Genomic DNA, 26,642 nt, shown 5'->3' with positions numbered 1-26,642 from the left:
CACCTTATGCGAGCCGCTGCAACACCGTTCGGATGTCGTGCCGGCACGGGGTACGATTCAACAGGCAGGCGCTGAGCCGATACACGGTCGACGACAGGGCATTTTGTGCTTTTCTGTCCGGGACCACCTTGCTGCAATCGTCAGACGATCCTGCGCCGCGTCAGCGGTGCCTAACCGATGTGAGCCGCAACGACGGCTGGTAATAGTAGGGGCAGAAACATGAAGATCGAACGGAATTTCACGACCAAAGGCGCGGACGCTTACGCAGCTTTGGCTTTCAAGACGACCACGTCCGAGATCCGCAACCCCGACGGCACGATCGTGTTCAAGCTCGACGATTGTGAAATTCCCGGCGGTTGGAGCCAGGTCGCATCCGACGTGATTGCGCAGAAATATTTCCGCAAGGCGGGCGTGCCGTCCGCGACCAAGCGCGTCAAGGAAAAGGGCGTGCCGGAATTCCTTTGGAAATCCGTGCCAGCCAAAGACGCGACCTTCGGCGGTGAAACCAGCGCCAAGCAGGTGTTCGACCGTCTGGCAGGCGCCTGGACCTATTGGGGCTGGAAGGGTGGCTATTTCACCAGCGAAGAAGACGCACGCGCCTATTTCGACGAAATGCGCTATATGCTGGCCAGCCAGCGCGCCGCGCCCAACAGCCCGCAGTGGTTCAACACCGGCCTGCACTGGGCTTACGGTATCGACGGTCCTGCACAGGGGCATTATTATGTCGATTACCAGACCGGCGAGCTGACGAAATCCACCTCCTCCTACGAACATCCCCAGCCGCATGCCTGTTTCATCCAGTCCGTCGCGGACGATCTGGTCAACGAAGGCGGGATCATGGATCTCTGGGTGCGCGAAGCGCGCCTTTTCAAATACGGCTCCGGCACCGGCACTAACTTCTCGTCCCTGCGGGGCGAGGGCGAGAAACTGTCCGGCGGTGGCAAATCGTCGGGTCTGATGGGTTTTCTGAAAATCGGTGACCGCGCAGCGGGCGCGATCAAATCGGGCGGCACCACACGCCGCGCGGCCAAGATGGTCATCGTCGATGCCGACCACCCCGATATCGAGGAATTCATCAACTGGAAGGTGATCGAGGAACAAAAGGTGGCGTCCATCGTCGCCGGGTCCAAGATGCACGAACGCTATCTGAACGCGATCTTCGCCGCGATCAAATCATGGGACGGTGACGCCGTTGCCGCCTATGACCCAAAGACCAATGAAACGCTGGCGGCAGCGGTCAAGGACGCCAAACGCTCGGCCATTCCCGAGACCTATATCAAACGCGTGCTCGATTACGCCAAGCAGGGCCACACCAGCATCGAATTCCCGACCTATGACACTGACTGGGATTCGGAAGCATATTCCTCGGTCTCCGGACAGAACTCCAATAACTCGATCCGTGTAACCGATGCCTTCCTGAAGGCCGTCGAGAACGACGAGAACTGGAAGCTGATCAACCGCAAGAACGGCGAAGTCGCTAAGATCATCAAGGCCCGAGATCTGTGGGAACAGGTGGGCCATGCCGCATGGGCCTGCGCCGATCCCGGCATCCAGTACCACGACACCGTCAACGCATGGCACACTTGCCCCGAAGACGGCGCGATCCGGGGATCGAACCCTTGTTCGGAATACATGTTCCTTGACGACACCGCCTGCAACCTTGCGTCCATGAACCTGTTGACCTTCTACAAGGACGGACAGTTTCAGGTCGAAGATTACATGCACGCCACGCGCCTGTGGACCGTGACGCTGGAAATCTCCGTGATGATGGCGCAGTTCCCGTCCAAGGAAATCGCGCAACGCTCTTACGACTTCCGCACCTTGGGCCTTGGCTATGCCAACATCGGCGGTCTGCTGATGAATATGGGCTTTGGCTATGACAGCGACGAAGGCCGCGCCATGGGCGCCGCCCTGACCGCGATCATGACGGGCGTGTCCTATGCAACATCCGCCGAAATGGCGGGCGAATTGGGCGCATTCCCCGGCTATGCCAAGAACGCCAAGCACATGCTGCGCGTGATCCGCAACCACCGCAACGCCGCCTATGGCAAGGCAGACGGCTATGAAGCGCTGGACGTCAAGCCTGTCCCGCTCGACCACGCGAACTGTCCCGACGACCGTCTGGTCAAACTGGCCGTAGCAAGCTGGGACGAGGCGCTGCGCCTTGGTGAAAAACACGGCTATCGCAACGCGCAGGTCAGCGTCATCGCGCCAACCGGCACCATCGGTCTGGTGATGGATTGCGACACAACTGGAATCGAGCCTGACTTCGCGCTGGTGAAGTTCAAGAAACTGGCCGGCGGCGGCTATTTCAAGATCATCAACCAGTCGGTGCCGGCAGCGCTGGAAAAGCTCGGCTACGGGTCCGCCCAGATCGAGGAAATCATCGCCTATGCGGTCGGTCACGGCTCTATGGGGCAGGCGCCTGCGATCAACCATACCAGCCTGATCGGGCATGGTTTCGGGCAGGCGGAACTCGACAAGGTCGAAGGCGCGCTGCGATCTGCCTTTGACATCCGCTTTGTGTTCAACCAGTGGACGCTGGGCAAGGATTTCTGCACCAAGACGCTGGGTATCCCAGAGGCAAAGCTGAACGACCCGACCTTCGATCTGCTCCGCCACCTTGGCTATTCCAAGCAGGATATCGATGCCGCGAATGACCACGTCTGCGGAACGATGACGCTGGAAGGCGCGCCCTTTCTGAAAGAAGAGCATTACAACGTCTTCGATTGCGCCAACCCCTGCGGCAAGAAAGGCAAGCGTTATCTGAGCGTTGACAGCCATATCTACATGATGGCGGCAGCGCAGTCCTTCATCTCGGGCGCGATCTCCAAGACGATCAACATGCCCAACGACGCGACGATCGAGGATTGCCAGAAAGCCTATGAACTGTCCTGGTCGCTGGGTGTGAAGGCCAACGCGCTCTACCGTGACGGCTCGAAACTATCGCAGCCTCTGGCCTCTGCCTTGGTCGAGGATGACGACGACGCGCGCGAAGTGCTCGAAAGCGGCAACCACCATGAAAAGGCGGCTGTGCTGGCCGAAAAGATCGTGGAAAAGATCATCATTCGCGAAATCCGCAACCGCGAACGCGAAAAGATGCCACAGCGGCGCAAGGGCTACACGCAAAAGGCCATCGTCGGTGGGCACAAGGTCTACCTGCGCACCGGTGAATATGAGAACGGCCAGCTGGGCGAGATTTTCATCGATATGCACAAGGAAGGTGCCGGTTTCCGCGCGATGATGAACAACTTCGCCATCGCCGTGTCGGTCGGCCTGCAATACGGCGTGCCGCTGGAGGAATTCGTCGACGCCTTCACCTTCACCAAGTTCGAACCCGCAGGCATGGTGCAGGGCAACGACAGTATCAAGAACGCGACCTCAATCCTGGATTACATCTTCCGCGAACTCGCTGTCAGCTACCTCGACCGCACCGATCTTGCGCATGTCAAACCCGAAGGCGCGGCCTTCGACGACATCGGCCGGGGCGAGGCCGAAGGTGTGTCCAACGTCCGTACGCCGAGCGAAAACGCGGCCTCCCGCTCGCTCGAGGTGCTGAAACAGATCTCCTCCACCGGCTATCTGCGCAAGCGGATGCCGCAGGACCTGATGGCGCTGCAAACCGGCGTCAGCTCTGCGGCACTGGTCAGCGGCACGGCAACGATGACCGCCGTGGTCACGGAAACCAGCACGCTGTCGGCCCGCGACAAGGCCAAGATGCAAGGCTACGAAGGCGACCCCTGCGGCGAATGCGGCAACTACACGCTGGTGCGGAATGGGACGTGCATGAAGTGCAACACCTGCGGTGGGACAAGCGGCTGTAGCTAAGTCAAGAAAACGCCCCCCGAAACTTCCTCGGGGGGCGTTTCCCAAAACCCCAACTTCTTTTTTCAAAAAATACTCCTGGGTGAGACCGGACAAAGTCCGGGCGAGGGGCAGCGCCCCTTACCCCCGCGGGATATCGAACCCCGGATCCGCCAGCGTGAACCCCGCAAAATCGAACCCCGGCGATACGGTGCAGCCCACCAGCGTCCAGTCGCCCGTGGTGCGCGCCGCCTGCCAGTGCTGTTCCGGCACGATCACCTGCGGGATCTGCCCCTGCGCCAGATCCGGCCCCAGCACATGATCCACCGCCGGCCCCGCCGCATCCGCCGCCAGCGACAGAACCAGCGGCGCGCCGGCGTAAAAATGCCAGATCTCCACCGCATCGACGCGGTGCCAATGGCTCGCAGCACCGTCTTTGAGCAGGAAATAGATGCAGGTCCATACCGGACGACCGGTATTCTCGGCGACCCATGTCTGGCGGTAGAATCCGCCTTCGGGATGGGGCGCAAGCTCTAGCTGGGCGATGATATCATCTGCGGTCATTCAACTACCTCACTGAATTTCCGTCACGAGTTCCGTAAACAGCGCGGGCGGGATCGGGATGGTCACAGACACTTCGGAAACGGTATCTGTGCCTGCAATCAATCCTCGCTTGCGGCGGTTTTCGCGAAAAGCCGCAAGCCCATCACTTGCCAGACAGTAAATCCAGTCACCACGCCGCGCATGTGCACCGCCCTGAGTGAAGTTGCCGCTGTTGATTGGTGCCAGCCAAAGCACGGGGGCAAGGGCGTCGAACAGAGCGCCAGTGTCGAACCAGATCAGCGCGATATCGGCATCCCGCCTTATGCTCTCCACAAAAGCGCGGCCCTTGCGTTCGGGCCAGAGAAAGATCCGGCGATCCAGTTGGCGCGCCCAGCTTGCAGCATCATGGCCATCCACCACCCGGTTCGCAGCGGCCAGACCATGCAGGATCGGCAGTTGGTGGTTTAACTTCGCAGTGGTGCTGTCGGGCAGGTGCAGGACAACGCGGTCGCGCCGCAGCGCCAGCGATGCCGCATCGCGGCGCGCCTTTTGTGCCAGCAAGTCCGGTGACAGCAACCCGTTCAGGCGAATGCCTGTCAGGTTGCTGCGCGCGGTGCAATGCAGCAAGCGTACGCCACAGGCGCGGATGAAATCGCTGCGGGCTGTCACCGCAGGATGGACCGACCGGCGTAGGTCGCCGTTTCGCCCAGCATTTCCTCGATCCGGATCAGCTGGTTGTATTTCGCCAGCCGGTCTGACCGCGACAGCGAGCCTGTCTTGATCTGCCCGCAGTTCGTGGCGACGGCGAGGTCCGCGATGGTCACATCCTCGGTCTCGCCCGACCGGTGCGACATCACGTTGGTATAGCGCGCGCGATGCGCCATATCGACGGCTTGCAGCGTTTCGGTCAGGGTGCCGATCTGGTTGACCTTGACCAGCATGGAATTGGCGCAGCCGCGCGTGATGCCTTCGGCCAGACGCGCAGGGTTGGTCACGAACAGATCGTCGCCCACCAGCTGCACCTTGTCGCCGATCATCTCGGTCAGCATTTTCCAGCCATCCCAGTCATCCTCGGACATGCCGTCCTCGATGCTGATGATCGGATAATCGGCGGCGAGTTTCGCCAGATATTCGGCGTTCTGCTGGCTCGTGAGCGACGCGCCTTCGCCCGCCATTTCATACTTGCCGCCTTTGTAATACTCGGTCGCGGCGCAATCGAGTGCCAGATAGATATCCGCCCCCGGCTTATAGCCTGCCTTTTCGATCGCTTTCATGATGAAATCCAGCGCCTCGCGCGTGGACCCGATGGCGGGGGCGAAACCGCCCTCATCCCCGATGCTGGTGCTGAAACCCGCGGCAGAGAGTTCCTTTTTCAGCGTGTGGAACACTTCGGACCCCATGCGCACGGCTTCGCGGATATTCGCGGCGGCGACGGGCATGATCATGAATTCCTGAATGTCGATCGGGTTGTCGGCATGTTCGCCGCCGTTGATGATGTTCATCATCGGCACGGGCAGGGTGCGGGCCGATGTGCCACCGATATAGCGGTAAAGCGGCTGGCTGGTGAAATCGGCCGCAGCCTTGGCCACCGCCATCGACACGCCCAAGATCGCATTGGCCCCAAGGCGGGATTTGTTGGCCGTGCCGTCGAGTTCGATCATCGTCATGTCGATGCCGACCTGTTCAGTGGCGTCGAACCCAAGGATCGCCTCGGCGATTTCGCCGTTCACGGCGGCGACGGCTTCCAGCACGCCTTTGCCCAGATAGCGCGATTTGTCGCCGTCGCGGCGTTCCACCGCCTCGTGTGCGCCGGTGGATGCCCCCGATGGCACGGCGGCGCGGCCCATGGTGCCGTCTTCCAGAACCACATCGACTTCGACCGTCGGGTTACCCCGGCTGTCGAGGATTTCGCGGGCGTGGATATCGATGATCGTGGTCATGAAAGGCTCCTTTGGAAGCGATGTTAGCGGTATCACCGCGTCTATAACGCGGCTTGTTCCGCAAGGGAAGCGCGGCGCATCCGGGCCTCGCGCCAGAGCGTGAAGATGCCCGAGGTGATGATGATCGCCGCACCGATCAGCGTTGCGGCATCGGGACGTTCGCCAAAGACGACGAACCCGATCACCAGCGCAAAGATCATGCGGCTGTAACGGAAGGATGAAATGACACCGGCATTGCCGCCGCGCGTGGCCGCGATGATCGAGAGATACGACGACACGCCGATAAACGCCCCCGCCAGGACCAGCGCCGAGGTGCGCGCATCAAGCGCCACCAGCGGCTGGTCTTGCACGACCATCAGCACTACGGACGCGGGCAGTACGAAGGCAAAGGCATGGATGCCCAGTTGCACGCCCGACAGCGTGACGGTCAGCGCGCGCGTCAGCAGGTCGCGTGACGCCAGCGCCAGCATGCCTGCGACGGCCAGCAGGGTGGCGGGGTTGAACCCTTCCAATCCGGGGCGGATGATCAGCAACACGCCGCCAAAGCCCACGATGATCGCGATCCAGCGCCGCCAGCCGATGCTTTGCCCCAGAAACAGCCCCGCACCCATCGCCACCACCAGAGGTGTTGCCTGTATGACCGCCGAGGCCGTGGTCAGCGGCACCAGCGCCAGTGCCAGCGAGATCAGGCAGGTGCCGACCACCTCGCTCAGGCTGCGCAGGATCACGCGCGGGTTGCGGTATTCGGTCTGCCACAGCGGGATGCGTTGCACCACCGACCAGCCCAGAAGCAGCACCAGAATGCCGATGCTGATCAGCGCCAGCGCTTGGCCCACGGACATGGATTGCGACAACAGCTTGATCGTGGTGTCGAGCAGCGCAAAGCAGAACATCGCCAGGACCATGAAGGCCGCACCGCGCAGGTTTTCCAACGATCAATGATCCTTTTTCTTGAGCGGCAGCCCGTAAAGTTCCAGCCGGTGCCCCATGAGCCGATAGCCCAGCTTGGCGGCGATGCGTTCCTGCAAGGCCTCGATCTCGGCATCGACGAATTCGATCACCTCGCCCGTGTGCATGTCGATCAGGTGGTCGTGATGGTCACGGTCGGCCGCCTCGTAGCGCGCGCGCCCGTCGCCGAATTCGTGCTTTTCCAGGATACCCGATTCCTCGAACAATTTGACGGTCCGGTAGACGGTGGCCAGCGAGATGCGCGGGTCCACGGCAGAGGCGCGGTGATAAAGTTCCTCGACATCGGGGTGGTCGTCGGCGGCTTCCAGCACGCCCGCGATCACGCGGCGCTGATCTGTCAGTCGCAGGCCCTGCGCCTCGCAGCGGGAAAGGATGGTGTCGGTCATATGCGGCCCGGATATTCGTCTGATCCCGTCTTAACGGCCGATCCGCCCGCTGGCCAGACGTGATCGCGCCTCGCAAAGCCCCGGCAGCCTGATCCATGTGCCGCCCAACTGGCGGATCAAGGCCCCTGTGCCGATCTTGAACCGCGCAAGACCGGGGCTGTTGTGCGTATCGACCAGCCCCAGATCAAGCCTGCGATACCCTTTGGCAGCATGGTCATGGGCGGCGGCGATCAGGATCTTGTGATGCGCGCCGCAAAGCCGCCCGTGCTCCGATGTCCAGCCAAGATGATAAGTCACGACAGGGGCATGCCGCAGGAACAGCATCGCGGCGATAGGTGCGTCGTCTATTTCTGCTGTATAGACCGTGGCGGCATCGGGCGCGGTCGCGGCAAATGCGCGGATCAGCGCATGGGGCAGGGCGCGATACCCCGCCTTTCGCTGCTGCAGATGGTCCGCCTGCAACAACCAGCCGTGATCGTGCGGCGTAAAAGGCGCTGGCTTCAAGGTCATTTCGCCCGCCTTGCGCCACGTCGCGCGCCATTTGGGATGGAGCCGCCCGATGATGCCGGCATCAAGGATCATTTCGGCGACGAAAGCGCCTGTATGCGTCTGTCGGAACCCCGCGCCGCGCAATGCGGGATCGGGCGTTTCGGCGTTGAGCAGGTGCAGACCGGCCTGCCGCAAGGCGGCGATGCGCTGGTCCAGCCCGGCCTTTGGGTCGAAAATCGGCCCGCGTGTGGCGAAATGCAGGCCGAACCGCTGGACGATCTGGATATCGTCGGCCTGTGGCAGATGCGTAGCGCTGACTGTCGCACCTACTGCGGACAGCGCTGTGGCAAAGCGCGGATGCTGTTGAAGCGGCAAGGGATGGCGATCATGCATGCCGCCGTTAAGACATCAGACATCTAAGGCTGCGTTAATCGGCGCATGAAAAACACGAATCGCAAAACCCGCGCCGTGCACGGCGTCATCGCACCCCCGGTGCGGCCCACGGTGCTGGGGGCCGCATTGGTCGCCGGGGCCATCACCTTTCCCATTGGGATCACGATCCAGCTGGTCAGCCTGTTGCTGCTGTAGGGACCGCGCATGGCAGGGCCATGCACGGTTGCCTCCGGCGGGGATTACGTCAAATCGCGCTTGCGCGAATTGACGCGCTCGGAAGATGGGAGAAAGGGGCGCGCCAGCCGTGAAGCTGGCGCGAGGGTGCTATCCCAACTGCACCAGCGCGTGGCGTTTCTTGCCGGCGCTGAGCTTGATCGGAGCTTTTTTAAGGTCGGCCGCTGAGACCATCAGAGCAGTGTCTGTCACCAGTTCATCGTTAAGACGCGCACCAGATTCAGCCACAAGCCGTTTTGCTTCTTTGCCCGAATGAGACAAACCGGATTTTACGAGGAGTTGCGCAATAGAGATTGTGAGCGCCTGAGGGTTAGTTTCAAGAGCTTGCTCAGATGACAGGTCTGCCGGTCCTTCGAAGATAAAGTCTGCGGCGCCCAGCGTCAGCGTCGGCAGATCGTCGCCCACGCCGCCTTTTTCAAAGACCTCGCGCGCGGTCGCCTCGGCTGTGGCGGCGGCCTCGGCCCCGTGCAGCAAGGCTGTCACTGCGTTGGCGAGGATGATCTTGGCCGCGTTGATCTCGGAGCCTTGCAGCGCACCCAGACGGTCGCATTCTTCCACCGGCAGTTCGGTGTAGAGCTTCAGGAACCGCCCCGTATCGGCATCGGTCGTGTTGCGCCAGAACTGCCAGAATTCGTAAGGGCTCAGCATATCGGCATTCAGCCAGACAGCCCCGCCCGCCGATTTGCCCATCTTGCGCCCGTCGCTGGTGGTCAGCAAAGGCGAGGTCAGGCCATAGATTTCATGGTCAAGGACGCGGCGCGTCAGGTCGATCCCGTTGATGATATTGCCCCATTGATCCGATCCGCCCATCTGCAACAGGCAGCCATAGCGGCGGTTCAGTTCCAGGAAATCATAGGCTTGCAGGATCATGTAGTTGAATTCGAGGAAGGAAAGCGACTGTTCGCGGTCCAGCCGCGATTTCACGCTCTCGAAGGCCAGCATCCGGTTGACGCTGAAATGCCGCCCGATGTCGCGCAGGAATTCGAGGTAGTTCAACCCGTCCAGCCATTCGGCATTGTTCAGCATCAAGGCATCGGTCGGCCCGTCGCCATAGGTCAGGTATTTGGCGAATACCTGCTGCATCCCCGCGATATTGGCGTCGATCTGGTCGGGTGTCAGCAGCGGGCGTTCATCGGCGCGAAAGCTGGGATCGCCGACCTTGGTCGTCCCGCCGCCCATCAGGGTGACAGGCCTGTGCCCGGTCTTTTGCAGCCAGCGCAGCATCATGATATTCAGCAAATGCCCGACGTGCAGCGATTTCGCAGTGGCGTCATAGCCAATATAGGTGGTGACCACGCCCTTGCTCAACGCATCGTCCAGCCCCTGATAATCGGTGCAATCGGCCAGAAAGCCGCGTTCCATCATCACGGACATGAAATCGGATTTGGGGTGGTAAGTCATCGCTTTGTTCCTAATGTCGCATCAGCACTCTATAGTCAGCGCAAGGCATGAGGGAAAGCAGATGTTGGACGGGATCGCAGTCAACGCGTTGGGGACGATGTCGGGGACCTCGCTCGACGGGGTGGATGCCGCGGTGGTGGAAACCGACGGCGTCAAGATCTTTGGTTTCGGGCCGGTCGCCTATCGCGCCTATCGCCCTGACGAACAGGATGTGCTGCGTGCGGCTTTGGGGCACTGGCAGGATCAGGACACCGCCGCCGCCGCCCGTATCGTCGAGGACGCGCATATCGCTGTGATGTCGGATTTCCGCGATGTTGCGGTCGCAGGGTTCCACGGCCAGACTTTGGCGCATGACCCGGGCGGGCGTGGCACACACCAATGCGGCGACGGGGACAGGCTGGCGGCGGCGCTGGGTTATCCTGTCGTGTGGGATTTCCGCAGCGCCGATGTGGCGGCTGGCGGGCAGGGTGCGCCGCTGGCCCCGTTCTATCATTTTGCGCTGGCCAAGTGGATCGGCGCGCGTGCGCCCGTGGCGTTCCTGAACCTTGGCGGCGTCGGCAATCTGACCTGGGTCGATCCGGCCCGCGCTGATCCGGCCGATCCGGGTGCGCTGCTGGCGTTTGATACAGGGCCAGCGAATGCGCCAATCGATGACGCGATGCGGATGCGCTACGGTCGCCCGCATGATACCGGGGGTCAGATCGCCGCTGCGGGCAAGGTAAATCTGGAGGCCCTGACGGGGTTCCGTGACGATCCCTATTTCCGGCTCTCGCCGCCCAAATCGCTCGACCGGGATCATTTCCGCGGACTTGGCCCTGCGACCGCACATCTGGCGGATGCCGATGCCATCGCCACAGTGACACAGGCGGCGGTCTGGTCGGTTGCAACGGCGATGGCGCATTGCCCGCGTCCGCCAGAACGGCTTTTGGTGACGGGCGGCGGACGTCGCAACGCCACGCTGATGGCAGGCCTTGCCGCCACTTGCGGTCTGCCGGTCGATCCGGTCGAGGCGGTGGGGCTGGATGGCGACATGCTCGAGGCGCAGGCCTTTGCCTATCTTGCCGTGCGCGTCTTGCGGGGGCTTCCGCTTTCGGCACCGGGCACGACAGGCGCATCTGCGCCGGTACGCGGCGGGCGCGTCGCGGTGCCGCCAGCGCGCGCGATCGCCTGACCGGGTCATGCCTTAGGTCAGCATGACACCTTTGCGGGCGGGGTCCGTGGCGCGGTCTGTGCCGCAACCCGCGACGCGGTGTCGCCTTGGGCGTGTCTGAGATGCGGGTCTTGCGCTGTCTCGCAGGACAAACCCTAGCCACCCTTTGCGATGATCCAGCCCGGTGAAAAAGACTGTCGTCTGGCACGGCGGCGATGCGGATTCGGCAACCCGCTGCGACGTCCAAGGTGCGAAAGCGCGCACCGGACAGTTCAAGAGAGAAAACATTAATGGCGGGCACCAGATGCGGCTACGAAAACGTGCTTACGCACGTTAGTCATTGGATATTTTTCCGGTATATGTTGCGATTTTGTCGCGGAATTGGGCGGATACTGGCCGAGCGGAGATGTATTTCGGGCCGAACCCGCCGATTCCCATCACACCGCTGTGAGACCCGTTGTACCTCCTCCGATAACCAACAAATAAGCGCCATACGACAACCCGAAACACGGAGAATAACTCATGACCACCACATTCAAATTCGCACGCACAGCCATGCTGGCAGCACCGCTCGCACTGGCTGCAGGCATGGCATCCGCCGGCGGTCTGGCCCAACCTGTCGAGACAGTGGCCCCCACACCAATGGCGCCCGCACCCGCACCAATGATGGCCGGCTCCGACTGGTCCGGCTTCTACGTCGGTGGCCAGCTGGGCTATGGCGAACTGACATCCTCGGCAGTGGCTGACGAAGATTTCAACGGTGCTGTCTACGGTGTGCACGCAGGCTACATGTATGATTTGGGCTCGGTCGTCTTGGGCGCCGAGATTGACTACGATCTGACAAGCATGGAAGAAACCGGCACGACAGATCTTGGCAACGCCGAAGTTGACGATATCCTGCGCGTTAAAGCGCGCGTCGGATATGATGCTGGTGCCTTCTTGCCGTATGTCACAGGTGGCGTCGTTCGCGCAAACGTGACCACCGATGGCGTTCTTGGCGATCTGGAAGCGGATGGCGACTTCTACGGTCTCGGTGCCGCTTACAAGTTCAGCGACAGCATTCTGATCGGCGGTGAAGTGCTGCAGCACAAGTTTTATGAAGGTGACGTGCAAGGTCTCGGCGTACGCGCCACCACTGCAACGGCCCGCGTGTCGTTCCAGTTCTGATCCGATCCTCTGATCTGACCGAAAGGGCCTGCGCATCACGCGCGGGCCCTTTTTCGTTGCCTTGGGCCGCATTTGGCGCTAGGCAATCCCCATGAAGAGCATTTGCACCATTATCTGCTGCATTATTCCCTGCTGACATCCGTCGCGGGCCGCTTTTTGTCGTTTCACACCTGATCGCAAGCAGCTAAGCCCGCAGCATAACCCTGCGCGCGAGGCATCATGACCACCATCCGGCTGCACAACACAAAGACCCGCAAACGCGAGGATTTCGCGCCCATCGACGCGCGCAATGTGCGGATGTATCTGTGCGGACCCACGGTCTATGACCGCGCGCATCTGGGCAATGCCCGCCCGTCGCTTGTGTTTGACGTGCTGTTCCGGCTGCTGCGCGAAACATACGGCGCGAAACACGTGTCCTATGTGCGCAATTTCACCGATGTGGACGACAAGATCAACGCGCGCGCGGCGCAAAGCGGGCGCGCGATCGGGGATATCACGGCAGAAACCATCGGCTGGTATCACGCGGATATGGACGCCCTTGGGGCGCTGCGCCCCACGCATGAACCCCGCGCGACCCAGTACATCGCACAGATGATCAACATGATCGCGGATCTTGTCGCCAAGGACCATGCCTACGAAGCCGAAGGCCATGTGCTGTTCGCCGTCGAAAGCTATGCCGATTACGGCGCGCTGTCGGGCCGGTCAATCGACGACATGATCGCCGGTGCGCGGGTCGAAGTCGCTCCCTACAAACGCAATCCGATGGATTTCGTGCTGTGGAAACCGTCAGGTGACGGCGTGCCGGGCTGGGACAGCCCCTGGGGCTATGGCCGTCCGGGTTGGCATATCGAATGCTCGGCCATGGCGCATGACTTGCTGGGCGAAAGCTTTGACATTCATGGCGGCGGCAATGACCTGCAATTCCCGCATCATGAAAACGAGATCGCACAATCCGCTTGTGCCCATCCGCAGGGTGACTTCGCCCGCTACTGGATCCATAACGAGATGCTGCAGGTCGAGGGCAAGAAGATGTCCAAATCCCTGGGCAACTTTTTTACCATCCGCGACCTGCTGGATCAGGGCATCCCGGGCGAGGTGATCCGCCTTGTCATGTTGGGCACGCATTACAGCAAGACAATGGACTGGACCGAGGGCCGCCGCGCCGAGGCTGACATGACGCTCCGCCGCTGGTACGGCATCCTGCACGGCCACGGATTCGGCCCTGATCTGATCCGCGCGCTGAAGGCTGATGGCAAATGGCAGACGGATGCGGAATTCCTTGGCGTGCTGGCCAATGATCTCAACACGCCGGGCGCCATTGCGCGGCTGCATGTGCTCGCCAAAGGCAAGACAGCGACCGCGCTGGCGGGCTTTGCGCATGGCATGGAGATGCTCGGGCTGGTGCGCGACTGGTCTGCGATCCCGATGTTTGACGGGGCAGAGGCGGGGCCGGATGTGACACCCGCCGTCGCTGCCCGCGTCGATGCGCTGCTTGCCGCGCGTGCCACCGCCCGCGCAGCCAAAGATTGGGCGCAGGCTGACGAGGTGCGCGACATCCTGACCGCCGCCGGCGTGCAGGTCACCGATGTGGGCGGGCAGGCCACATGGACGCCGGGACCTGATTTTGATGCGTCAAAGCTGGGCGGGCTTTGATGAAGAATTTTTGTCAAAAATTCTTCATCCCCGCTCAAAATTTTCGGCGAAAATTTTGGATCGTGCCAGATGAATAAAGAACGATTGTATCTCTACGACACGACCCTGCGCGACGGTGCACAGACGCAGGGTGTGCAATTTTCGGCCAAGGAAAAGCACCAGATCGCCGCTGTTCTTGACGGGATGGGGATGGATTACATCGAAGGCGGCTGGCCTGGTGCGAACCCGACCGACAACGAATTCTTTGCCACCCCCCCCGCGACCCGCGCGCGCTTTACAGCCTTTGGGATGACCAAGCGGCAGGGCCGGTCCGCGGACAACGACGACGTGCTGGCGGCTGTGCTCAATGCGGGGACGACGTCGGTCTGCCTTGTTGGCAAGGCGCATGATTTCCATGTCACGACGGCCCTTGGCATCACGCTTGACGAAAATGTCGAAAACATCCGCGCGAGTTTCGCCCATCTTGCCGAACAGAGGCGCGAGGCCCTGTTCGACGCCGAACATTTCTTTGACGGCTACACGGCCAACCCCGCCTATGCGCTGCGGGTGATCCACGCCGCCTATAGCGCAGGCGCGCGCTGGATCGTGCTTTGCGACACCAACGGCGGCACCTTGCCCGACGATATCGCGCGGATCGTGACCGAGGTCATCGCCAGCGGCATCCCCGGCGACCATCTGGGCATCCACACCCACAACGACACCGAGACCGCCGTTGCAGGGTCGCTCGCGGCTGTGATGGCGGGTGTCCGGCAGGTGCAAGGCACGCTGAACGGTCTGGGCGAACGCTGTGGCAATGCCAATCTGACGACGCTGATCCCGACGCTGCTGCTCAAGGAACCCTATGCCAGCCTGTTCGAGACCGGCGTCACCCATGACGCGCTGCGCGGGCTGCGCCGCGCGTCGCGGCTGCTTGATGACATCCTCAACCGCGTGCCGGCCAAGCAATCGCCCTACGTCGGTGCGTCCGCCTTTGCGCACAAATCCGGGCTTCATGCGAGCGCTATCGCCAAAGACCCCAGCACCTACGAACATATCGACCCGGCGGCTGTCGGCAACACGCGCATCGTGCCGATGTCCAATCAGGCGGGCCAGTCGAACCTGCGCGCGCGTCTGGCCGACGCGGGGATCGACGTTGCGGCGGATCACCCCGCGCTGGCCCGCATCGTCGAGCGGATCAAGGAGAAAGAGGCACAGGGCTATTCCTATGACACCGCGCAGGCCAGCTTTGAGTTGTTGGCCCGCGCCGAACTTGGCCTTTTGCCCGTTTTCTTCGAGGTCAAACGCTACCGCGTCACGGTCGAACGCCGCCGCAACAAGCGCAACCAGATGGTATCGCTGTCCGAGGCCGTGGTTGTGACCAAGGTGCAGGGTCAGAAATTCCTCAACGTCAGTGAAAGCCTTGGCCCCGACGGCAGCGACCGGGGCCCCGTGAACGCACTGGCCCGCGCCCTCGCCAAGGACCTTGGCCCCTATCAGGCGATCATTGAGGATATCGAACTGGTGGATTTCAAGGTCCGCATCACGGGCGGCGGCACCGAGGCCGTGACCCGCGTCATCATCGACAGCGAGGATCGCGCCGGTAACCGCTGGTCCACGGTCGGCGTCAGTGCGAATATCGTGGATGCATCGTTTGATGCGCTGATCGACGCGATCAACTGGAAACTCGTGCGGGACGGCGCGCAGGCATGAGCTTTGACGCCTGCGCCGCTTTGGTCGAAAAGGCCGATCCCGAACGGTTCCGCGCAATCATGGTGGCCCCCGTCGCCGCCCGCCGGGTGCTGTTCCCGCTCTATGCCTTCAACGTCGAAATCATCCGTGCGCCCTGGCTGACCAAGGAACCGATGATCGCGGAAATGCGCCTGCAATGGTGGCGCGACGCGCTGGAAGAAATCAAGGCTGGCGGCAATGTGCGCAAGCACGAGGTCGTGGACGCGCTGGCCTGGGTGCTGGATGCGCAGGGCGCGGACAGGCTCGACGCGCTGATCGCGGCACGGCGCTGGGACATATACACCGAACCTTTTGCGGATCAGACAGATTTTGATGCCTATATCCACGCGACCAGTGGTGGGCCGATGATCACAGCCGCGCGGCTCATGGGCAACGCCGACGAAATTGTGGTGGGCGATTTCGCCTATGCGACAGGTGTGGCCAACCTCTTGCGCGCGCTGCCCGTGCTGCTGGACCGGCAACGCCAGCCGCTGCCGGACGCCAGCGCCGATGGCATCGCCGGACTTGCGCAACGTGCCTTGGCGCGTCTGGACGCCGCCCGCACCGCGCGCCGCGATCTGCTCAAAGAGGCCAGCGCACCTTTGCTGCTTGGCCATGCCACCCGACCCGTTTTGACTAAAGGCGCCAAAGACCCCGCCGCCGCGCTGCAAGGCCGCCTCGAACTCACGCCGCTCCGCCAAAGCATGCGCCTCGCGCATGTCGCTTTGCGCGGCTGGTGGGTCTAGGCCCGCATCTTCTTATTTCCGCAAATACTCGTCTTGTTCAGGGCTTGCTCCGGGCGAGACCCCGGATCAAGTCCGGGGCGCGGGCAGCGCCCCTTACGACACCACAACCCTGCGCTGGCGCGACAACCAGATCAGCGATGCCCCCGCCAGAACCAGAAACGGGATCATCGCGAGGTTGACGGCATTCCAGCCCTCGACCGTCGTGCCGCCGGCACAATTCAGCAGCCCGCCACCTGCGAGTGACGCAACCGTCACCATCCCGAACACCAGCATGTCGTTCAGGCCTTGTACCTGCCCGCGTTCTTCGGGGCGATGCGCGCCTGCCAGCATGGTCGTGGCCCCGATAAAACCGAAATTCCAGCCCACGCCCAAAAGTGCCAGCGCCACAAAGAAATTCGCCAATTCTACCCCCGCGATCGCCACACCCCCCGCCAAGGCAAGGATGACCAGCCCCGTCGCGATGATCTTTTCAACGCCGAAGCGGGCGATCAGATGGCCGGTAAAGAAAGACGGTGCGAACATCGCGATCACATGCAGCGACACGATGTCATTGGCGTTGTTGGTGGTGAAACCGCATCCGACGACGGCCAAGGGGGTCGACGTCATCACAAGGTTCATCAGCGCATAGGACACCATCCCGCAGATGATCGCCACCACGATCCGTGGATCGCGCAGCAATTCGCGACGGCTGCGCCCTTTGAACGCGTTCAGCGCCTTGGGTTCCGACCGGCTGCCTTTGGGCAGGTCAAGCCAGTAGAACAGGCCGACGCCGACAAGGTTCAGCACGATGATCGCAAGGTAAGAGCCGAGAAACGGCACGACAAAGGCATCCTGCGCAAGCTTGTTCAATTGCGGCCCCAGCACCGCGGATAACAGCCCCCCCGCCATGACAAAGGAAATCGCCTTGGGCCGGAACGCCTCTGACGCGGTATCTGTCGCGGCAAAACGGTAAAAACCCTGCGCGGACATGTAGATCCCGCTCAGATATGACCCCACAAGCAGCATGAAGAACGATCCGGTATAAAGCCCGTAGGCCGACACCGCTGCCCCCATCGCCCCGCCGAATGCACCGATCATGAAGCCGAAGCGCCGCCCGTTGCGCTGCATCAACGGGCTGATCCATGGCGCGGTTGTCATGGACCCAAAAACGATCATCGAAATCGGCAAGGTCGCGAAACAGGGGTTGCCCGCCAATTGGCTGCCCGCCAGCCCGCCGATCACGAACATCATCGGCAATTGTGCGCCCAGAATGGCCTGTGCCAGCACCAGAACGGTCACATTGCGTTTCGCGCGGCTGTCGTCGATCATGTCCATCCGCAGATTGCTACGCCGGAGCATCGGCGCTGGCAATGGGGCTTTGGTCGATAATATGCGCAAACGACCCCGACACGCGGCCTGCGGTCAGGCCCATGGGCGATAGCCCTGTGCCGGTCGCATCTGTCGCGGAGAAAAGCGGCGTGCCGTCAGCGCGCAGCGTGCTGGCATAGTGGAATTCGTGTGCCGTCCAATGCCCCGCAAGCAGCCCTTCGGTCGCATGCAGCTGACGATAGCCCAGATGCAGCTTGCGCTGCGCAAAGGAGGTCTCCAGCCGCAAGAGACCTGCCATCGCGTGCCGTGTGCCATCCGCATCGACCAGCCCGTCACCCAGCACCATATAGCCGCCGCATTCGCCATAGATCATGGCCGGCGACTGCCGCAGGCTATCCATGAACCGCGTGTTCGCAGCGATCCGGCCTGCGTGCAGTTCGGGATAGCCTCCGGGCAGGTAGATAAAATCGGCCTGCGGCACCGGGTCATCGGCGAGGGGCGAGAAGAATGTCAGCTCCGCCCCGCCTGCGCGCCAATCGTCGAGCAGATGCGGATAGGCGAAGGCAAAAGCCGCGTCGCGGGCGATGGCGATGCTTTGGGCGGGTGGGGGAGTGCGGTGCGAGGCCCCGGCGCGGGGCCGGGGCGTGTCGAGTGTTTGCAGCGCGGTCAGGTCCAGATGCTGTGTCATCAGATCGGCGGCGCGGTCGAGGAACGCCTCCAGATCGGGGCGTTCCTGTGCCTGCACCAGCCCCAGATGCCGTGATCCCAGATGCAGGGCAGGGTCGCGCGGCAAGGCTCCGAAGACCGTGACACCCTGCAAGGCGTGGCGCAGCATCGCCTCGTGCCGGGGCGAGCCCACATTGTTCAGGATCACGCCCGCGACATGCAGATCGGGATCGTAGCGCATGAAGCCCTGCGCCAGGGCGCCCACCGACCCTGCCATGCGCCCGGCGTCGATGACCAGCACCACGGGCAGGTTCAGGATCTTGGCCAGATCGGCGCTGGAGCCTTTGCCCGCAGGCGGTGCGCCGTCGAACAGACCCATCGCGCCTTCGACGATCAGCGTGCCGGTGCCTGCGGCCAGCGCCTTGATCCGGTCGGGCGTCATCGCCCAGGAGTCGAGGTTCACGCAAGCCGCACCCGAGGCGGCGGCATGAAAGGCAGGGTCGATATAATCGGGGCCGGATTTGGCGCTGCGGACCGTTTGCGTCCGGCTGAAGGCGCGCAACAGGCCCAGAGTTACCGTCGTCTTGCCGCTGCTCGAGGCGGGGGCGCTGATCAGAAAGCGCATAAGTCCCTCCGGGACGCCTCCGGCGGGAGTATTTTGGGAAATAAGAAGAGGGGCATCAGGCCGATTCGGCGGCGCGCCCCCGGCCCAACGGGTCGAGGTTGCGCGGGGCGTCGCCTGCCGCCATGCCTTGCCAGTCGAGAACCTGCCGCATCAGCACCGACTGTCCGACGCAGATGATGGCGGGCGGTTCCAGCTGGGCGGCGGCGATGTCATCGACGATGGTGCCCAGCGTGGTTTCAAGCACGCGCTGGTCCTGCGTTGTCGCGGTGGTGACGACAGCCACGGGTTCGTGCAGGCTGCGGCCTGCGGTAATCAGATGGCCTGCGATCTGGGCGATGTGTTTCATCCCCATATAGATCACGATCACCTGCGATCCTTTTGATATGCTTGTCCAATCGAGGTTTCCGGGCGTGTTGCCGGACTGGTCGTGGCCGGTCACGAAGGTCACTGATTGGTTCACGTCGCGGTGCGTGACCGGGATGCCTGCATAGGCCAGCCCGCCGATGCCTGCGCTGATACCTGGAATGATGCGGATCGGAACGCCGTGCTGCACCAGCGTCTGCGCCTCTTCACCGCCGCGCCCGAAGACGAACGGATCGCCGCCTTTGAGCCGCAACACCCGTTTGCCTGCGCGCGCCAGATCGACCAGCCGCAGCGAGATATCGCGCTGTTTGGCCGAGGGTTTGCCGCCGCGTTTGCCGGCATAAATCAGCTCTGCCTGCGGTGCCCAGTCGAGGATGGCTTCTTGCACCAGCGCGTCATAGATCACCACATCGGCCTGCCGCAGCGCGTTGAGCGCGTGCAAGGTCAGCAGCCCCGGATCGCCCGGACCGGCCCCGCAGAGCCAGACCCAGCCGGGCTGCATCACGGGCCAGTCGTGGCCGGGAAGGGGGATCGTGCTGTCCATCCCCCGCTTATGCCGCGCTTTTTGCGGCAGGGAAAGCGGAGTTGCGACCTGCGATTGCCGATTGCCGTCATCCGCAGCCCTGCCTATCGTCGCGCCGATGACACGCAAACCCCAGACCGAATTGCGCCGTGGCTGGACCACGGGCGCCTGTGCGACGGCGGCGACCAAGGCGGCGCTGGTCCGGCTGTGGGGCGGGGCCTTTGCGCGCGACGTGACGATAGCCTTGCCCAAGGGCGAGACGCCGACATTCCCGCTGGCTTTGGCCGAGGCGGGCGAAGGCTGGGCCAGTGTCGGGATCACCAAGGATGCGGGCGACGATCCCGATGTGACCCATGGCGCGCTGATCGTGGTACGGGTCAGTGTGTCCGATGGCGGGGTCATTTTCCGCGCGGGGGACGGCGTGGGCATGGTCACGCGGGCCGGATTGCCGATTGCCGTGGGCGAGCCTGCGATCAACCCCGTGCCGCGCCAGATGATGACGGAGGTCGTGGCCGAAATGGCGGCGCTTTACGGACAAAGCGCTGATGTTGTGATTGAAATCTCGGTGCCGGGCGGGGCGGAGATCGCGCTGAAAACATGGAACCCCCGTCTGGGGATCGCGGGGGGGCTGTCGATCCTTGGCACCACCGGGATCGTGCGGCCGTTTTCCTGTGCGGCCTGGATCGCGTCGATCCATCGCGGCATCGATGTGGCGCGGGCTGGCGGGCTGACGCATGTTGCAGGTTGCACGGGGGCCACATCGGAAACCGTGGTACAGGCGATCCATGGCCTGCCCGATCACGCCATGCTGGACATGGGCGATTTTGCGGGCGGGATGCTGAAATATCTGGCGAAACATCCGGTCCCGCGCGTGACCATCGGGGGTGGAATCGGCAAGATCACCAAGCTTGCGCAAGGCGCGATGGACCTGCATTCGGCGCGCTCTCAGGTCGATTTTGCGCGGCTTGCGCGGATGAAGGATGATCCAAGGTTGGCGAGCGCCAATACCGCGCTCGAGGCGTATCAGATCGCGGGGCCGCCGTTCGCGCAGGCGGTGGCGGATGCGGCCCTCGCGCAGGTCAGCGCGCGGTTTGCGGGCATGACCTTTGATATCGTCGTGATCGACCGCGCGGGGGCAGTGCTGGCGAGGGCGGGGGCATGACGCTTTTGCTGCTGGCAGGCACGACAGAGGCGCGCGCGATTGCCACCGCTTTGCAAGGGCAGGATGTGATGGCCTCGCTTGCAGGAGCGACGCGTGATCCGGCGCCGTTGCCGGTTGCGACACATGTGGGCGGTTTCGGCGGCGCGGAGGGGTTTCGCGATTTCTTGTCGCAACATCACATCCATGCCGTGCTGGATGCCACCCATCCTTATGCTGCGCGGATCACGCAGCGCTCGGCCACGGTATGCGCCGAACTGGACCTGCCGTTCTGCCAGCTCTTGCGCCCGCCCTGGGTGGCCGGGCCGGGCGATCTCTGGACCGAGATCGCCAGCGAGGAGGAGGCCGCCAGACATATCCCGCAAGGGGCGACGGTTTTCCTTGGCACCGGACGCCAGATGCTGGACGGCTTTGCCAATCTGACGGGGCGGCGCGTGATCTGCCGCCAGATCGATCCGCCCGAGGGGCCGTTTCCCTTTCAGGGCGGGGAATTTCTGGTCGGTCGTCCGCCGTTTTCGGTGCAGGATGAAATCGCGCTGTTTCGGCGCTTGCGTGTGGACTGGCTGGTCGTCAAGAACGCAGGCGGGCAGGCGAGTGCCACGAAACTGGTCGCTGCACGCACCTTGCGCATTCCGGTGCTGATGATCGCGCGGCCCGCTGTCGGGAACTGGCCGCAGGTCCTCAGTGTTGCGGCGGCCCTGGCATGGGTGGCGGAGCTATGAATATGCGGATCATCACATCGGACGCCTGCATCCGTGAAGGCGCAGACCATCTGGCGCGGATCGAACCGCGCTTTGCCGCGATCATCCCTGACCTGCATCCCTTGCCGCTGCGCCTGAAACCCGATGGGTTTGGTGCCCTCTTGGGGGCGATCGTCAGCCAACAGGTCAGCGTGGCCTCGGCCAACGCGATCATGGGGCGGCTGGTGGCGGCGGGCATGGATGATCCGCGCGCCATTGCCATGGCCAGCGCCGATGACCTGCGCGCCTTGGGCCTCAGCGGGCAGAAAGCGCGTTATGCCAAGGCGCTGGCACTGGCCGATCTGGACTATCCGGGGCTGCACCATCTGCCCACCGACGTGGTGATCGCGCAACTGACGCAGGTGACAGGCATCGGGGTCTGGACGGCGGAAATCTATGCGATGTTCTCGCTGGGCCGTGCCGATGTCTTTGCCCCCGGCGATCTGGCGCTGCAAGAGGCGGCGCGCGTGATCTTCGATCTGCCCGAACGGCCAAAGGACAAGGCGCTGCGCGCGATGGCGCAGCCTTGGGCGCCGTGGCGTTCGGTTGCGGCACGGATCATGTGGGCCTATTACGCGACCATCAAGCAACGGGAAGGGATCAGATGACACGGGCACTTCAGGCGCAGCGGCGCGAACCGCAATCGGGCGAGACGCAATCCTGCGTCATCTTCCTGCATGGCTATGGCGCGAATGGCGCGGACCTGATCGGGCTGGCCGATCCTTTGGCCGACCACATGCCCGACACGCTGTTTCTGGCCCCCGATGCGCCCGAAGGCTGTGCCGGTGCGCCGATGGGCTACCAATGGTTCCCGATCCCGTGGATCGACGGATCGAGCGAGGAGGAAAGCCAGGCCGGGCTGCAACGCGCTGCCGATGATCTGGATGCCTTCCTTGACGGGGTGATGGTGGACGAGGACCTTCTGCCCGAACAGGTGATCGTACTGGGCTTCAGCCAGGGCACGATGATGGCGCTGCATGTCGCGCCCCGCCGCGAGGATGCGGTCGCAGGCATCGTCGTCTTCTCGGGGCGGCTCTTGCTGCCGGAACTGCTGGCCGACGAGGCGCTGTGCCGCCCGCCTGTCCTGCTGATCCACGGCGATCAGGACGATGTCGTGCCGCCGCAATCCCTGCCGATGGCGGCAGAGGCCCTGCAACAGGCCGGCTGGATCGAAGTCTATGCCCATGTGATGAAAGGCACCGCCCACGGCATCGCCCCTGACGGGCTGCAAGTGGCGCTTGCGTTCATGCGCGACCGTCTGGGGATGGAGTGAGGCCAGGTGCGCGAATCCTTCGGAAAGATCGCGATGGCGATGATGGCCTTGCCGCGCTACCGCATTGCGATTGCCTACCCTAAGGACGAGGAACGCAGCGCGCTGACCGATCTGGCGGGTGTCGCGATCTGGGCGAGCGTGTCGGCAGAAGTCGACGCCCGCATCCGCGACCAGATCAAGGGCGGCGTGTTTCCGATCCGGCTCAAGGCGGAGGATTGGCAGTCGGGCGACATCAACTGGCTGCTGGACGTAATCGCGCCGAACAAGAAGACCACGGCATCGGTCATCGCGAACTTCAAGCAGGTGGTCAAGGACGGTGATTTGCGATTGCATCCCATCGTGACGCGGTTGGTGGATGCGGAGACGTTGGAGAAGATGGGTGCGAGTAAGATAGCCCAAGAAAGCAAAGAGAGTTAAACGATGGCTTTTTATGTGAATTCTGGCATCAGACCTGAAGGCCAAGAGTTGGAGTATAACCCATACTTCCAATGGCTCGACGGTGATTTCGATAAGGTCGACCTTTACGACCGTACCCAAGACGGCGGAGGGATGATTGTTCGACTAGGGTCAGGGCGACCGCTGAAACCCGACCACATGCCGACAAAAATCAAGCGGATCGACCCAAACCGCAAACCCGTTCCGCTACTCGATGTGGAAAGGTGGCCGAGCAAATGCTTGGTAAATCAGACGTTCAAGGACATTCTTGAAGAAATTGAACCAGATACCCATCAGTTTTTCCCGATGGAGATTTTTCAGAATGACGAAAAGATAGCACATTACTATTTGCTCAACGTCTGCAATCGCCTTGACACCTATCATCCTGAATTGACCTACCCGCGCAATGCGCGCGGTTTTTGGAAACCCGTGAAGGGCGAGCCATCGTCAATTGTGTTTTCGATGGAAGCTATTGGGAACCACCATGCTTGGATCGACAAGTTTGCTGGTCTCGGCGGAAGCGGAGTATTCATGTCTGACGTGTTGGTCGAACGCCTTCAGACCGCTGGTCTGACAGGTCTTTCATTTCATAAGAAACAAGAAGCCTGATTCCACAAGATTTTTAAGTGAGAAGCGCAGATGCCATTTCCAGCAGGCCTATTTCCTTTCCCTACATTGCCCAAAGCAAGCGTCGGATGGGTGCTTGCACCCATGCCGCGAGATGAACGGAGAGTTGCGATGACGACACCAATCCGCGACCAGATCAAGGGCGGCGTGTTCCCGATCCGGCTCAAGGCAGAGGATTGGCAGTCGGGCGACATCAACTGGCTGCTGGACGTGATTGCGCCGAACCAGAAGACGACTGCGTCGGTCATCGCGAACTTCAAGCAGGTGGTGAAGGACGGAGACTTGCGATTGCATCCGATCGTCACGCGGTTGGTGGATGCAGAGACGCTGGAGAAGATGGGGGCGAGCAAGGTGGGAGATACCAAATGAGCGAGCAGATATGGGTCACGGATGCGTTGGCAGATCCTGAGCAGGTCTATCATTTCAGTCAACCGCAAGATGTTAGGATGAACATCATTAAAAATAGCTTGGATTTCACCTATTTGAATGCCGAGTTTGTCGATCTCCAACAGAATTTCGAAGAAAAGGCTATTCTGACACGCGTCGTAAACCCTATAAACCCTGTGCCACATCTGATGACAAACGGCTTTTTGTTTGTGTCAGAACAACTGCGGGATTTTTTGCAAGGTTTTGACCTTGGAGGGATACATTTTAGGCACGTTACGTTGTACGTGAATGATGAACAGAAAATTCCGGGCAACCCTGATTATTACTACGTAAACATCACCGAGACTAAAAAGTCATTTGCTTATAAGGAATCCGAGAGACTCATTCCCAGGGGAACATATTACGACTTCAATTGTTCAGACAGCACGATTGTTGTGAATACTGATGAGGCAGGCGGAATCGATCTTTGGATGGAGCCGCTTTTACGCGGTGCAGTGTTTATGAGCGATCGGTTGTATCAGGCGTTGCAGAGCTCTGGCCTTGTTGAGCGGGTGAAATTCCTCAAATGCGTGATGGTTGATTGAGCCTGATTTTATTCTGTATTTCTGAACGGATTATCCATGTCTTGGTACAATATTTTTGGCATTAATGCCCATCACATCTTCCCTGAATCATTGTCCGATACGCAGCAAACGTAGGATGGGTGCTTGCACCCATGTCTAACCCGCCCATTCCTCCCCCGCCAAACCTTTTTTGATATCGCGGTGCAACGATGAATACGGCCAATCGACGGCCCGCGTGACGAGGCCATGTTTCACCGGATTTCCCCAACAATACGCAAGATGGGCGGCAAAATCCGCGTCATCGCGGATGCAATGTTCCCAGAAACGGCGTTGCCACAACCCGTGTTCGTTCTTGGCCACCTGTGACGCATTGCGCGGCTGTTTCAGCCCGACAGCCCGCGAGAACCGTGATTTGATGAGGCGCCACCGCCTTGATAAGTCGGCATCGCCAGCAACAATCCGTAGGTCGGGTTTCACCCCGACATCAGGCACAACCTCAAACACATATTGGATATCGCCGGGGTGAACCCCGGCCTACGCCAAGCTGCTTGCAAATCGCTTCGCGAGCCTTGAGCTTGTCAGTAAAGGGCCTAACCGCGTCAAAACGGCCGATCCTGACATCGGCATAACACCGCGCCTGCGTTTGTTTGGCACATATTGTGGGGCTTGTCACAAATCTGCCGCGAGATATAGTCAAGCTGACATCGCTGCGGAAACGCCGGTTCGCAAGGCCTCCGCACGGAATGTGTGGGATTGATGACGATGACGCAAACAGAGTTTCGGACCGATTTCGTACGCGCCCCGGGGTCGTTGAAACATTTTCCAGCGCTGGTGCTGAATGCGGATTACCGGCCCTTGTCCTATTACCCGCTGTCGCTCTGGCCATGGCAAGAGGCGATCAAGGCCGCATGGCTCGACCGCGTGGTGATCGTCAGCGAATACGAAGAAACGGTGCGCAGCCCGTCGACCGAGATCCGCATCCCGTCGGTCGTCGTGCTGAAGGATTACGTCACCCCGCAACGGCAGGTCGCCTTCACCCGGTTCAACCTGTTTCTGCGCGATGAATTCTCGTGCCAGTATTGCGGGGCCAAGGGGGATCTGACCTTTGACCATGTCGTGCCGCGTGCGGCGGGTGGTGTGACAAGCTGGGAAAACGTGGTCGCCGCTTGCAGTTCGTGCAACCTGCGCAAAGGGTCGAAATCCCTGCGCCAGTCGGGTCTGTCACTGCGCAAACCGCCGCGCCGTCCGGCCCCGTCGCAATTGCACAATGTCGGGCGCAAGTTTCCGCCCAACCACCTGCATGACAGCTGGCTTGATTATCTTTACTGGGATGCCGAACTGGAGGCGTGATTTTTCGCGTTTCATGCGCTGGATCAAGGTCCGCTGCGTCA

At 61.7% G+C, this 26,642-nt stretch carries 27 protein-coding genes; 16 read left to right on the top strand and 11 right to left on the bottom strand.

From position 1 onward, the window contains the following. Positions 1 to 219: 219 nt before the first annotated feature. Positions 220 to 3,828, top strand: coding sequence for a vitamin B12-dependent ribonucleotide reductase (locus tag H147_RS0109830; RefSeq protein ID WP_019955194.1), 3,609 nt, complete (start codon positions 220 to 222; stop codon positions 3,826 to 3,828). A 117-nt stretch (positions 3,829 to 3,945) separates the two neighbouring features. Here H147_RS0109830 and H147_RS0109825 read toward each other — a convergent pair whose 3' ends face one another. Genes H147_RS0109825 through H147_RS0109800 form a run of 6 tightly spaced genes read right to left on the bottom strand, consistent with a single transcriptional unit; the run spans position 3,946 to position 8,524 of the window. Further along, complete coding sequence (locus tag H147_RS0109825) at positions 3,946 to 4,368, bottom strand: cupin domain-containing protein (protein WP_019955193.1); 423 nt, start codon at positions 4,366 to 4,368, stop codon at positions 3,946 to 3,948. A gap of 9 nt (positions 4,369 to 4,377) precedes the next feature. Further along, positions 4,378 to 5,016: a DUF7002 family protein gene (locus H147_RS0109820; protein WP_019955192.1), complete on the bottom strand. Its 639-nt coding sequence runs from the start codon at positions 5,014 to 5,016 to the stop codon at positions 4,378 to 4,380. Then, complete coding sequence (eno, locus tag H147_RS0109815; protein WP_019955191.1) at positions 5,013 to 6,287, bottom strand: phosphopyruvate hydratase; 1,275 nt, start codon at positions 6,285 to 6,287, stop codon at positions 5,013 to 5,015. Before eno ends, H147_RS0109820 begins: the two co-directional genes overlap by 4 nt. Before the next feature lie 41 nt (positions 6,288 to 6,328). Further along, the gene (locus H147_RS0109810; protein ID WP_019955190.1) at positions 6,329 to 7,219 is read right to left on the bottom strand and encodes a DMT family transporter; all 891 of its coding nucleotides are present in this window, start codon (positions 7,217 to 7,219) and stop codon (positions 6,329 to 6,331) included. 3 nt (positions 7,220 to 7,222) lie between these two features. Next, a complete protein-coding gene (locus tag H147_RS0109805; protein ID WP_019955189.1) occupies positions 7,223 to 7,642 on the bottom strand; it encodes a Fur family transcriptional regulator in 420 nt (139 codons plus the stop codon). A 30-nt stretch (positions 7,643 to 7,672) separates the two neighbouring features. Then, on the bottom strand, positions 7,673 to 8,524 hold the full coding sequence (locus H147_RS0109800; protein WP_019955188.1) for a GNAT family N-acetyltransferase: 852 nt from the start codon (positions 8,522 to 8,524) through the stop codon (positions 7,673 to 7,675). 45 nt (positions 8,525 to 8,569) lie between these two features. Here H147_RS0109800 and H147_RS21170 point away from each other — a divergent pair, with 45 nt between their 5' ends. Next, positions 8,570 to 8,719 (top strand): hypothetical protein, encoded by a 150-nt coding sequence (locus H147_RS21170; RefSeq protein WP_019955187.1) that lies wholly within the window; start codon positions 8,570 to 8,572, stop codon positions 8,717 to 8,719. Positions 8,720 to 8,848: 129 nt separating this feature from the next. On the opposite strand, the gene tyrS is transcribed toward H147_RS21170, so the two are convergent. Further along, complete coding sequence (gene tyrS / locus H147_RS0109790) at positions 8,849 to 10,159, bottom strand: tyrosine--tRNA ligase (RefSeq protein ID WP_019955186.1); 1,311 nt, start codon at positions 10,157 to 10,159, stop codon at positions 8,849 to 8,851. A 61-nt stretch (positions 10,160 to 10,220) separates the two neighbouring features. Between tyrS and H147_RS0109785 the strand changes: the two genes are divergently transcribed. The 5 genes from H147_RS0109785 to H147_RS0109760 all read left to right on the top strand — a co-directional run bounded on the left by H147_RS0109785 (position 10,221) and on the right by H147_RS0109760 (position 16,582). Next, positions 10,221 to 11,330 (top strand): anhydro-N-acetylmuramic acid kinase, encoded by a 1,110-nt coding sequence (locus tag H147_RS0109785; protein ID WP_019955185.1) that lies wholly within the window; start codon positions 10,221 to 10,223, stop codon positions 11,328 to 11,330. 501 nt (positions 11,331 to 11,831) lie between these two features. Then, the gene (locus tag H147_RS0109780; protein WP_019955184.1) at positions 11,832 to 12,476 is read left to right on the top strand and encodes an outer membrane protein; all 645 of its coding nucleotides are present in this window, start codon (positions 11,832 to 11,834) and stop codon (positions 12,474 to 12,476) included. A gap of 219 nt (positions 12,477 to 12,695) precedes the next feature. After that, the gene (cysS, locus tag H147_RS0109770) at positions 12,696 to 14,129 is read left to right on the top strand and encodes a cysteine--tRNA ligase (RefSeq protein WP_019955182.1); all 1,434 of its coding nucleotides are present in this window, start codon (positions 12,696 to 12,698) and stop codon (positions 14,127 to 14,129) included. Between the two features lie 69 nt (positions 14,130 to 14,198). Continuing rightward, a complete protein-coding gene (gene cimA, locus H147_RS0109765) occupies positions 14,199 to 15,818 on the top strand; it encodes a citramalate synthase (RefSeq protein ID WP_019955181.1) in 1,620 nt (539 codons plus the stop codon). Continuing rightward, entirely contained in the window at positions 15,815 to 16,582 is a 768-nt protein-coding gene (locus tag H147_RS0109760; protein WP_019955180.1) for a phytoene/squalene synthase family protein, read from the top strand. The genes cimA and H147_RS0109760 overlap by 4 nt, the downstream gene beginning before the upstream one ends. 93 nt (positions 16,583 to 16,675) lie before the next feature. On the opposite strand, the gene H147_RS0109755 is transcribed toward H147_RS0109760, so the two are convergent. From H147_RS0109755 to cobA, 3 genes are read right to left on the bottom strand one after another with little or no spacing between them, the layout of a single operon-like run. Beyond that, positions 16,676 to 17,896 (bottom strand): MFS transporter, encoded by a 1,221-nt coding sequence (locus H147_RS0109755; RefSeq protein ID WP_019955179.1) that lies wholly within the window; start codon positions 17,894 to 17,896, stop codon positions 16,676 to 16,678. Positions 17,897 to 17,906: 10 nt separating this feature from the next. Next, a complete protein-coding gene (locus tag H147_RS0109750) occupies positions 17,907 to 19,181 on the bottom strand; it encodes a cobyrinic acid a,c-diamide synthase CobB (RefSeq protein WP_019955178.1) in 1,275 nt (424 codons plus the stop codon). Between the two features lie 55 nt (positions 19,182 to 19,236). Further along, positions 19,237 to 20,088 (bottom strand): uroporphyrinogen-III C-methyltransferase, encoded by an 852-nt coding sequence (cobA, locus tag H147_RS0109745; RefSeq protein ID WP_019955177.1) that lies wholly within the window; start codon positions 20,086 to 20,088, stop codon positions 19,237 to 19,239. Between the two features lie 97 nt (positions 20,089 to 20,185). Here cobA and H147_RS0109740 point away from each other — a divergent pair, with 97 nt between their 5' ends. The 8 genes from H147_RS0109740 to H147_RS0109705 all read left to right on the top strand — a co-directional run bounded on the left by H147_RS0109740 (position 20,186) and on the right by H147_RS0109705 (position 25,272). After that, positions 20,186 to 21,229, top strand: a complete 1,044-nt coding sequence (locus tag H147_RS0109740; protein WP_019955176.1) for a cobalt-precorrin-5B (C(1))-methyltransferase — start codon at positions 20,186 to 20,188, stop codon at positions 21,227 to 21,229. Next, positions 21,226 to 21,948: a cobalt-precorrin-6A reductase gene (locus H147_RS0109735; protein WP_019955175.1), complete on the top strand. Its 723-nt coding sequence runs from the start codon at positions 21,226 to 21,228 to the stop codon at positions 21,946 to 21,948. Before H147_RS0109740 ends, H147_RS0109735 begins: the two co-directional genes overlap by 4 nt. Next, a complete protein-coding gene (locus H147_RS0109730; RefSeq protein ID WP_019955174.1) occupies positions 21,945 to 22,574 on the top strand; it encodes a DNA-3-methyladenine glycosylase family protein in 630 nt (209 codons plus the stop codon). Before H147_RS0109735 ends, H147_RS0109730 begins: the two co-directional genes overlap by 4 nt. Then, entirely contained in the window at positions 22,571 to 23,239 is a 669-nt protein-coding gene (locus H147_RS0109725; RefSeq protein WP_019955173.1) for an alpha/beta hydrolase, read from the top strand. Before H147_RS0109730 ends, H147_RS0109725 begins: the two co-directional genes overlap by 4 nt. 6 nt (positions 23,240 to 23,245) lie before the next feature. After that, positions 23,246 to 23,656, top strand: a complete 411-nt coding sequence (locus H147_RS19595) for a toxin-activating lysine-acyltransferase (protein WP_019955172.1) — start codon at positions 23,246 to 23,248, stop codon at positions 23,654 to 23,656. 3 nt (positions 23,657 to 23,659) lie between these two features. Further along, complete coding sequence (locus tag H147_RS0109715) at positions 23,660 to 24,283, top strand: imm11 family protein (RefSeq protein ID WP_081625843.1); 624 nt, start codon at positions 23,660 to 23,662, stop codon at positions 24,281 to 24,283. A 129-nt stretch (positions 24,284 to 24,412) separates the two neighbouring features. Further along, positions 24,413 to 24,670: a hypothetical protein gene (locus tag H147_RS19590; protein WP_019955170.1), complete on the top strand. Its 258-nt coding sequence runs from the start codon at positions 24,413 to 24,415 to the stop codon at positions 24,668 to 24,670. Beyond that, a complete protein-coding gene (locus H147_RS0109705; RefSeq protein WP_019955169.1) occupies positions 24,667 to 25,272 on the top strand; it encodes an imm11 family protein in 606 nt (201 codons plus the stop codon). Before H147_RS19590 ends, H147_RS0109705 begins: the two co-directional genes overlap by 4 nt. Before the next feature lie 135 nt (positions 25,273 to 25,407). Here the strand turns inward: H147_RS0109705 and H147_RS21615 are convergent, their stop codons facing one another. Continuing rightward, the gene (locus tag H147_RS21615) at positions 25,408 to 25,728 is read right to left on the bottom strand and encodes an REP-associated tyrosine transposase (protein WP_043699714.1); all 321 of its coding nucleotides are present in this window, start codon (positions 25,726 to 25,728) and stop codon (positions 25,408 to 25,410) included. 279 nt (positions 25,729 to 26,007) lie between these two features. On the opposite strand from H147_RS21615, the gene H147_RS0109695 reads away from it, so the two are divergent. Next, on the top strand, positions 26,008 to 26,601 hold the full coding sequence (locus H147_RS0109695; RefSeq protein WP_019955167.1) for an HNH endonuclease: 594 nt from the start codon (positions 26,008 to 26,010) through the stop codon (positions 26,599 to 26,601). Positions 26,602 to 26,642 lie beyond the last annotated feature (41 nt).

The sequence above is a fragment of the Yoonia vestfoldensis DSM 16212 genome (genome assembly GCF_000382265.1).
Taxonomy (GTDB): domain Bacteria; phylum Pseudomonadota; class Alphaproteobacteria; order Rhodobacterales; family Rhodobacteraceae; genus Yoonia; species Yoonia vestfoldensis.
Note: the sequence above shows the minus strand (reverse complement) of the source record. Positions and strands in the feature narration are given on the sequence as shown.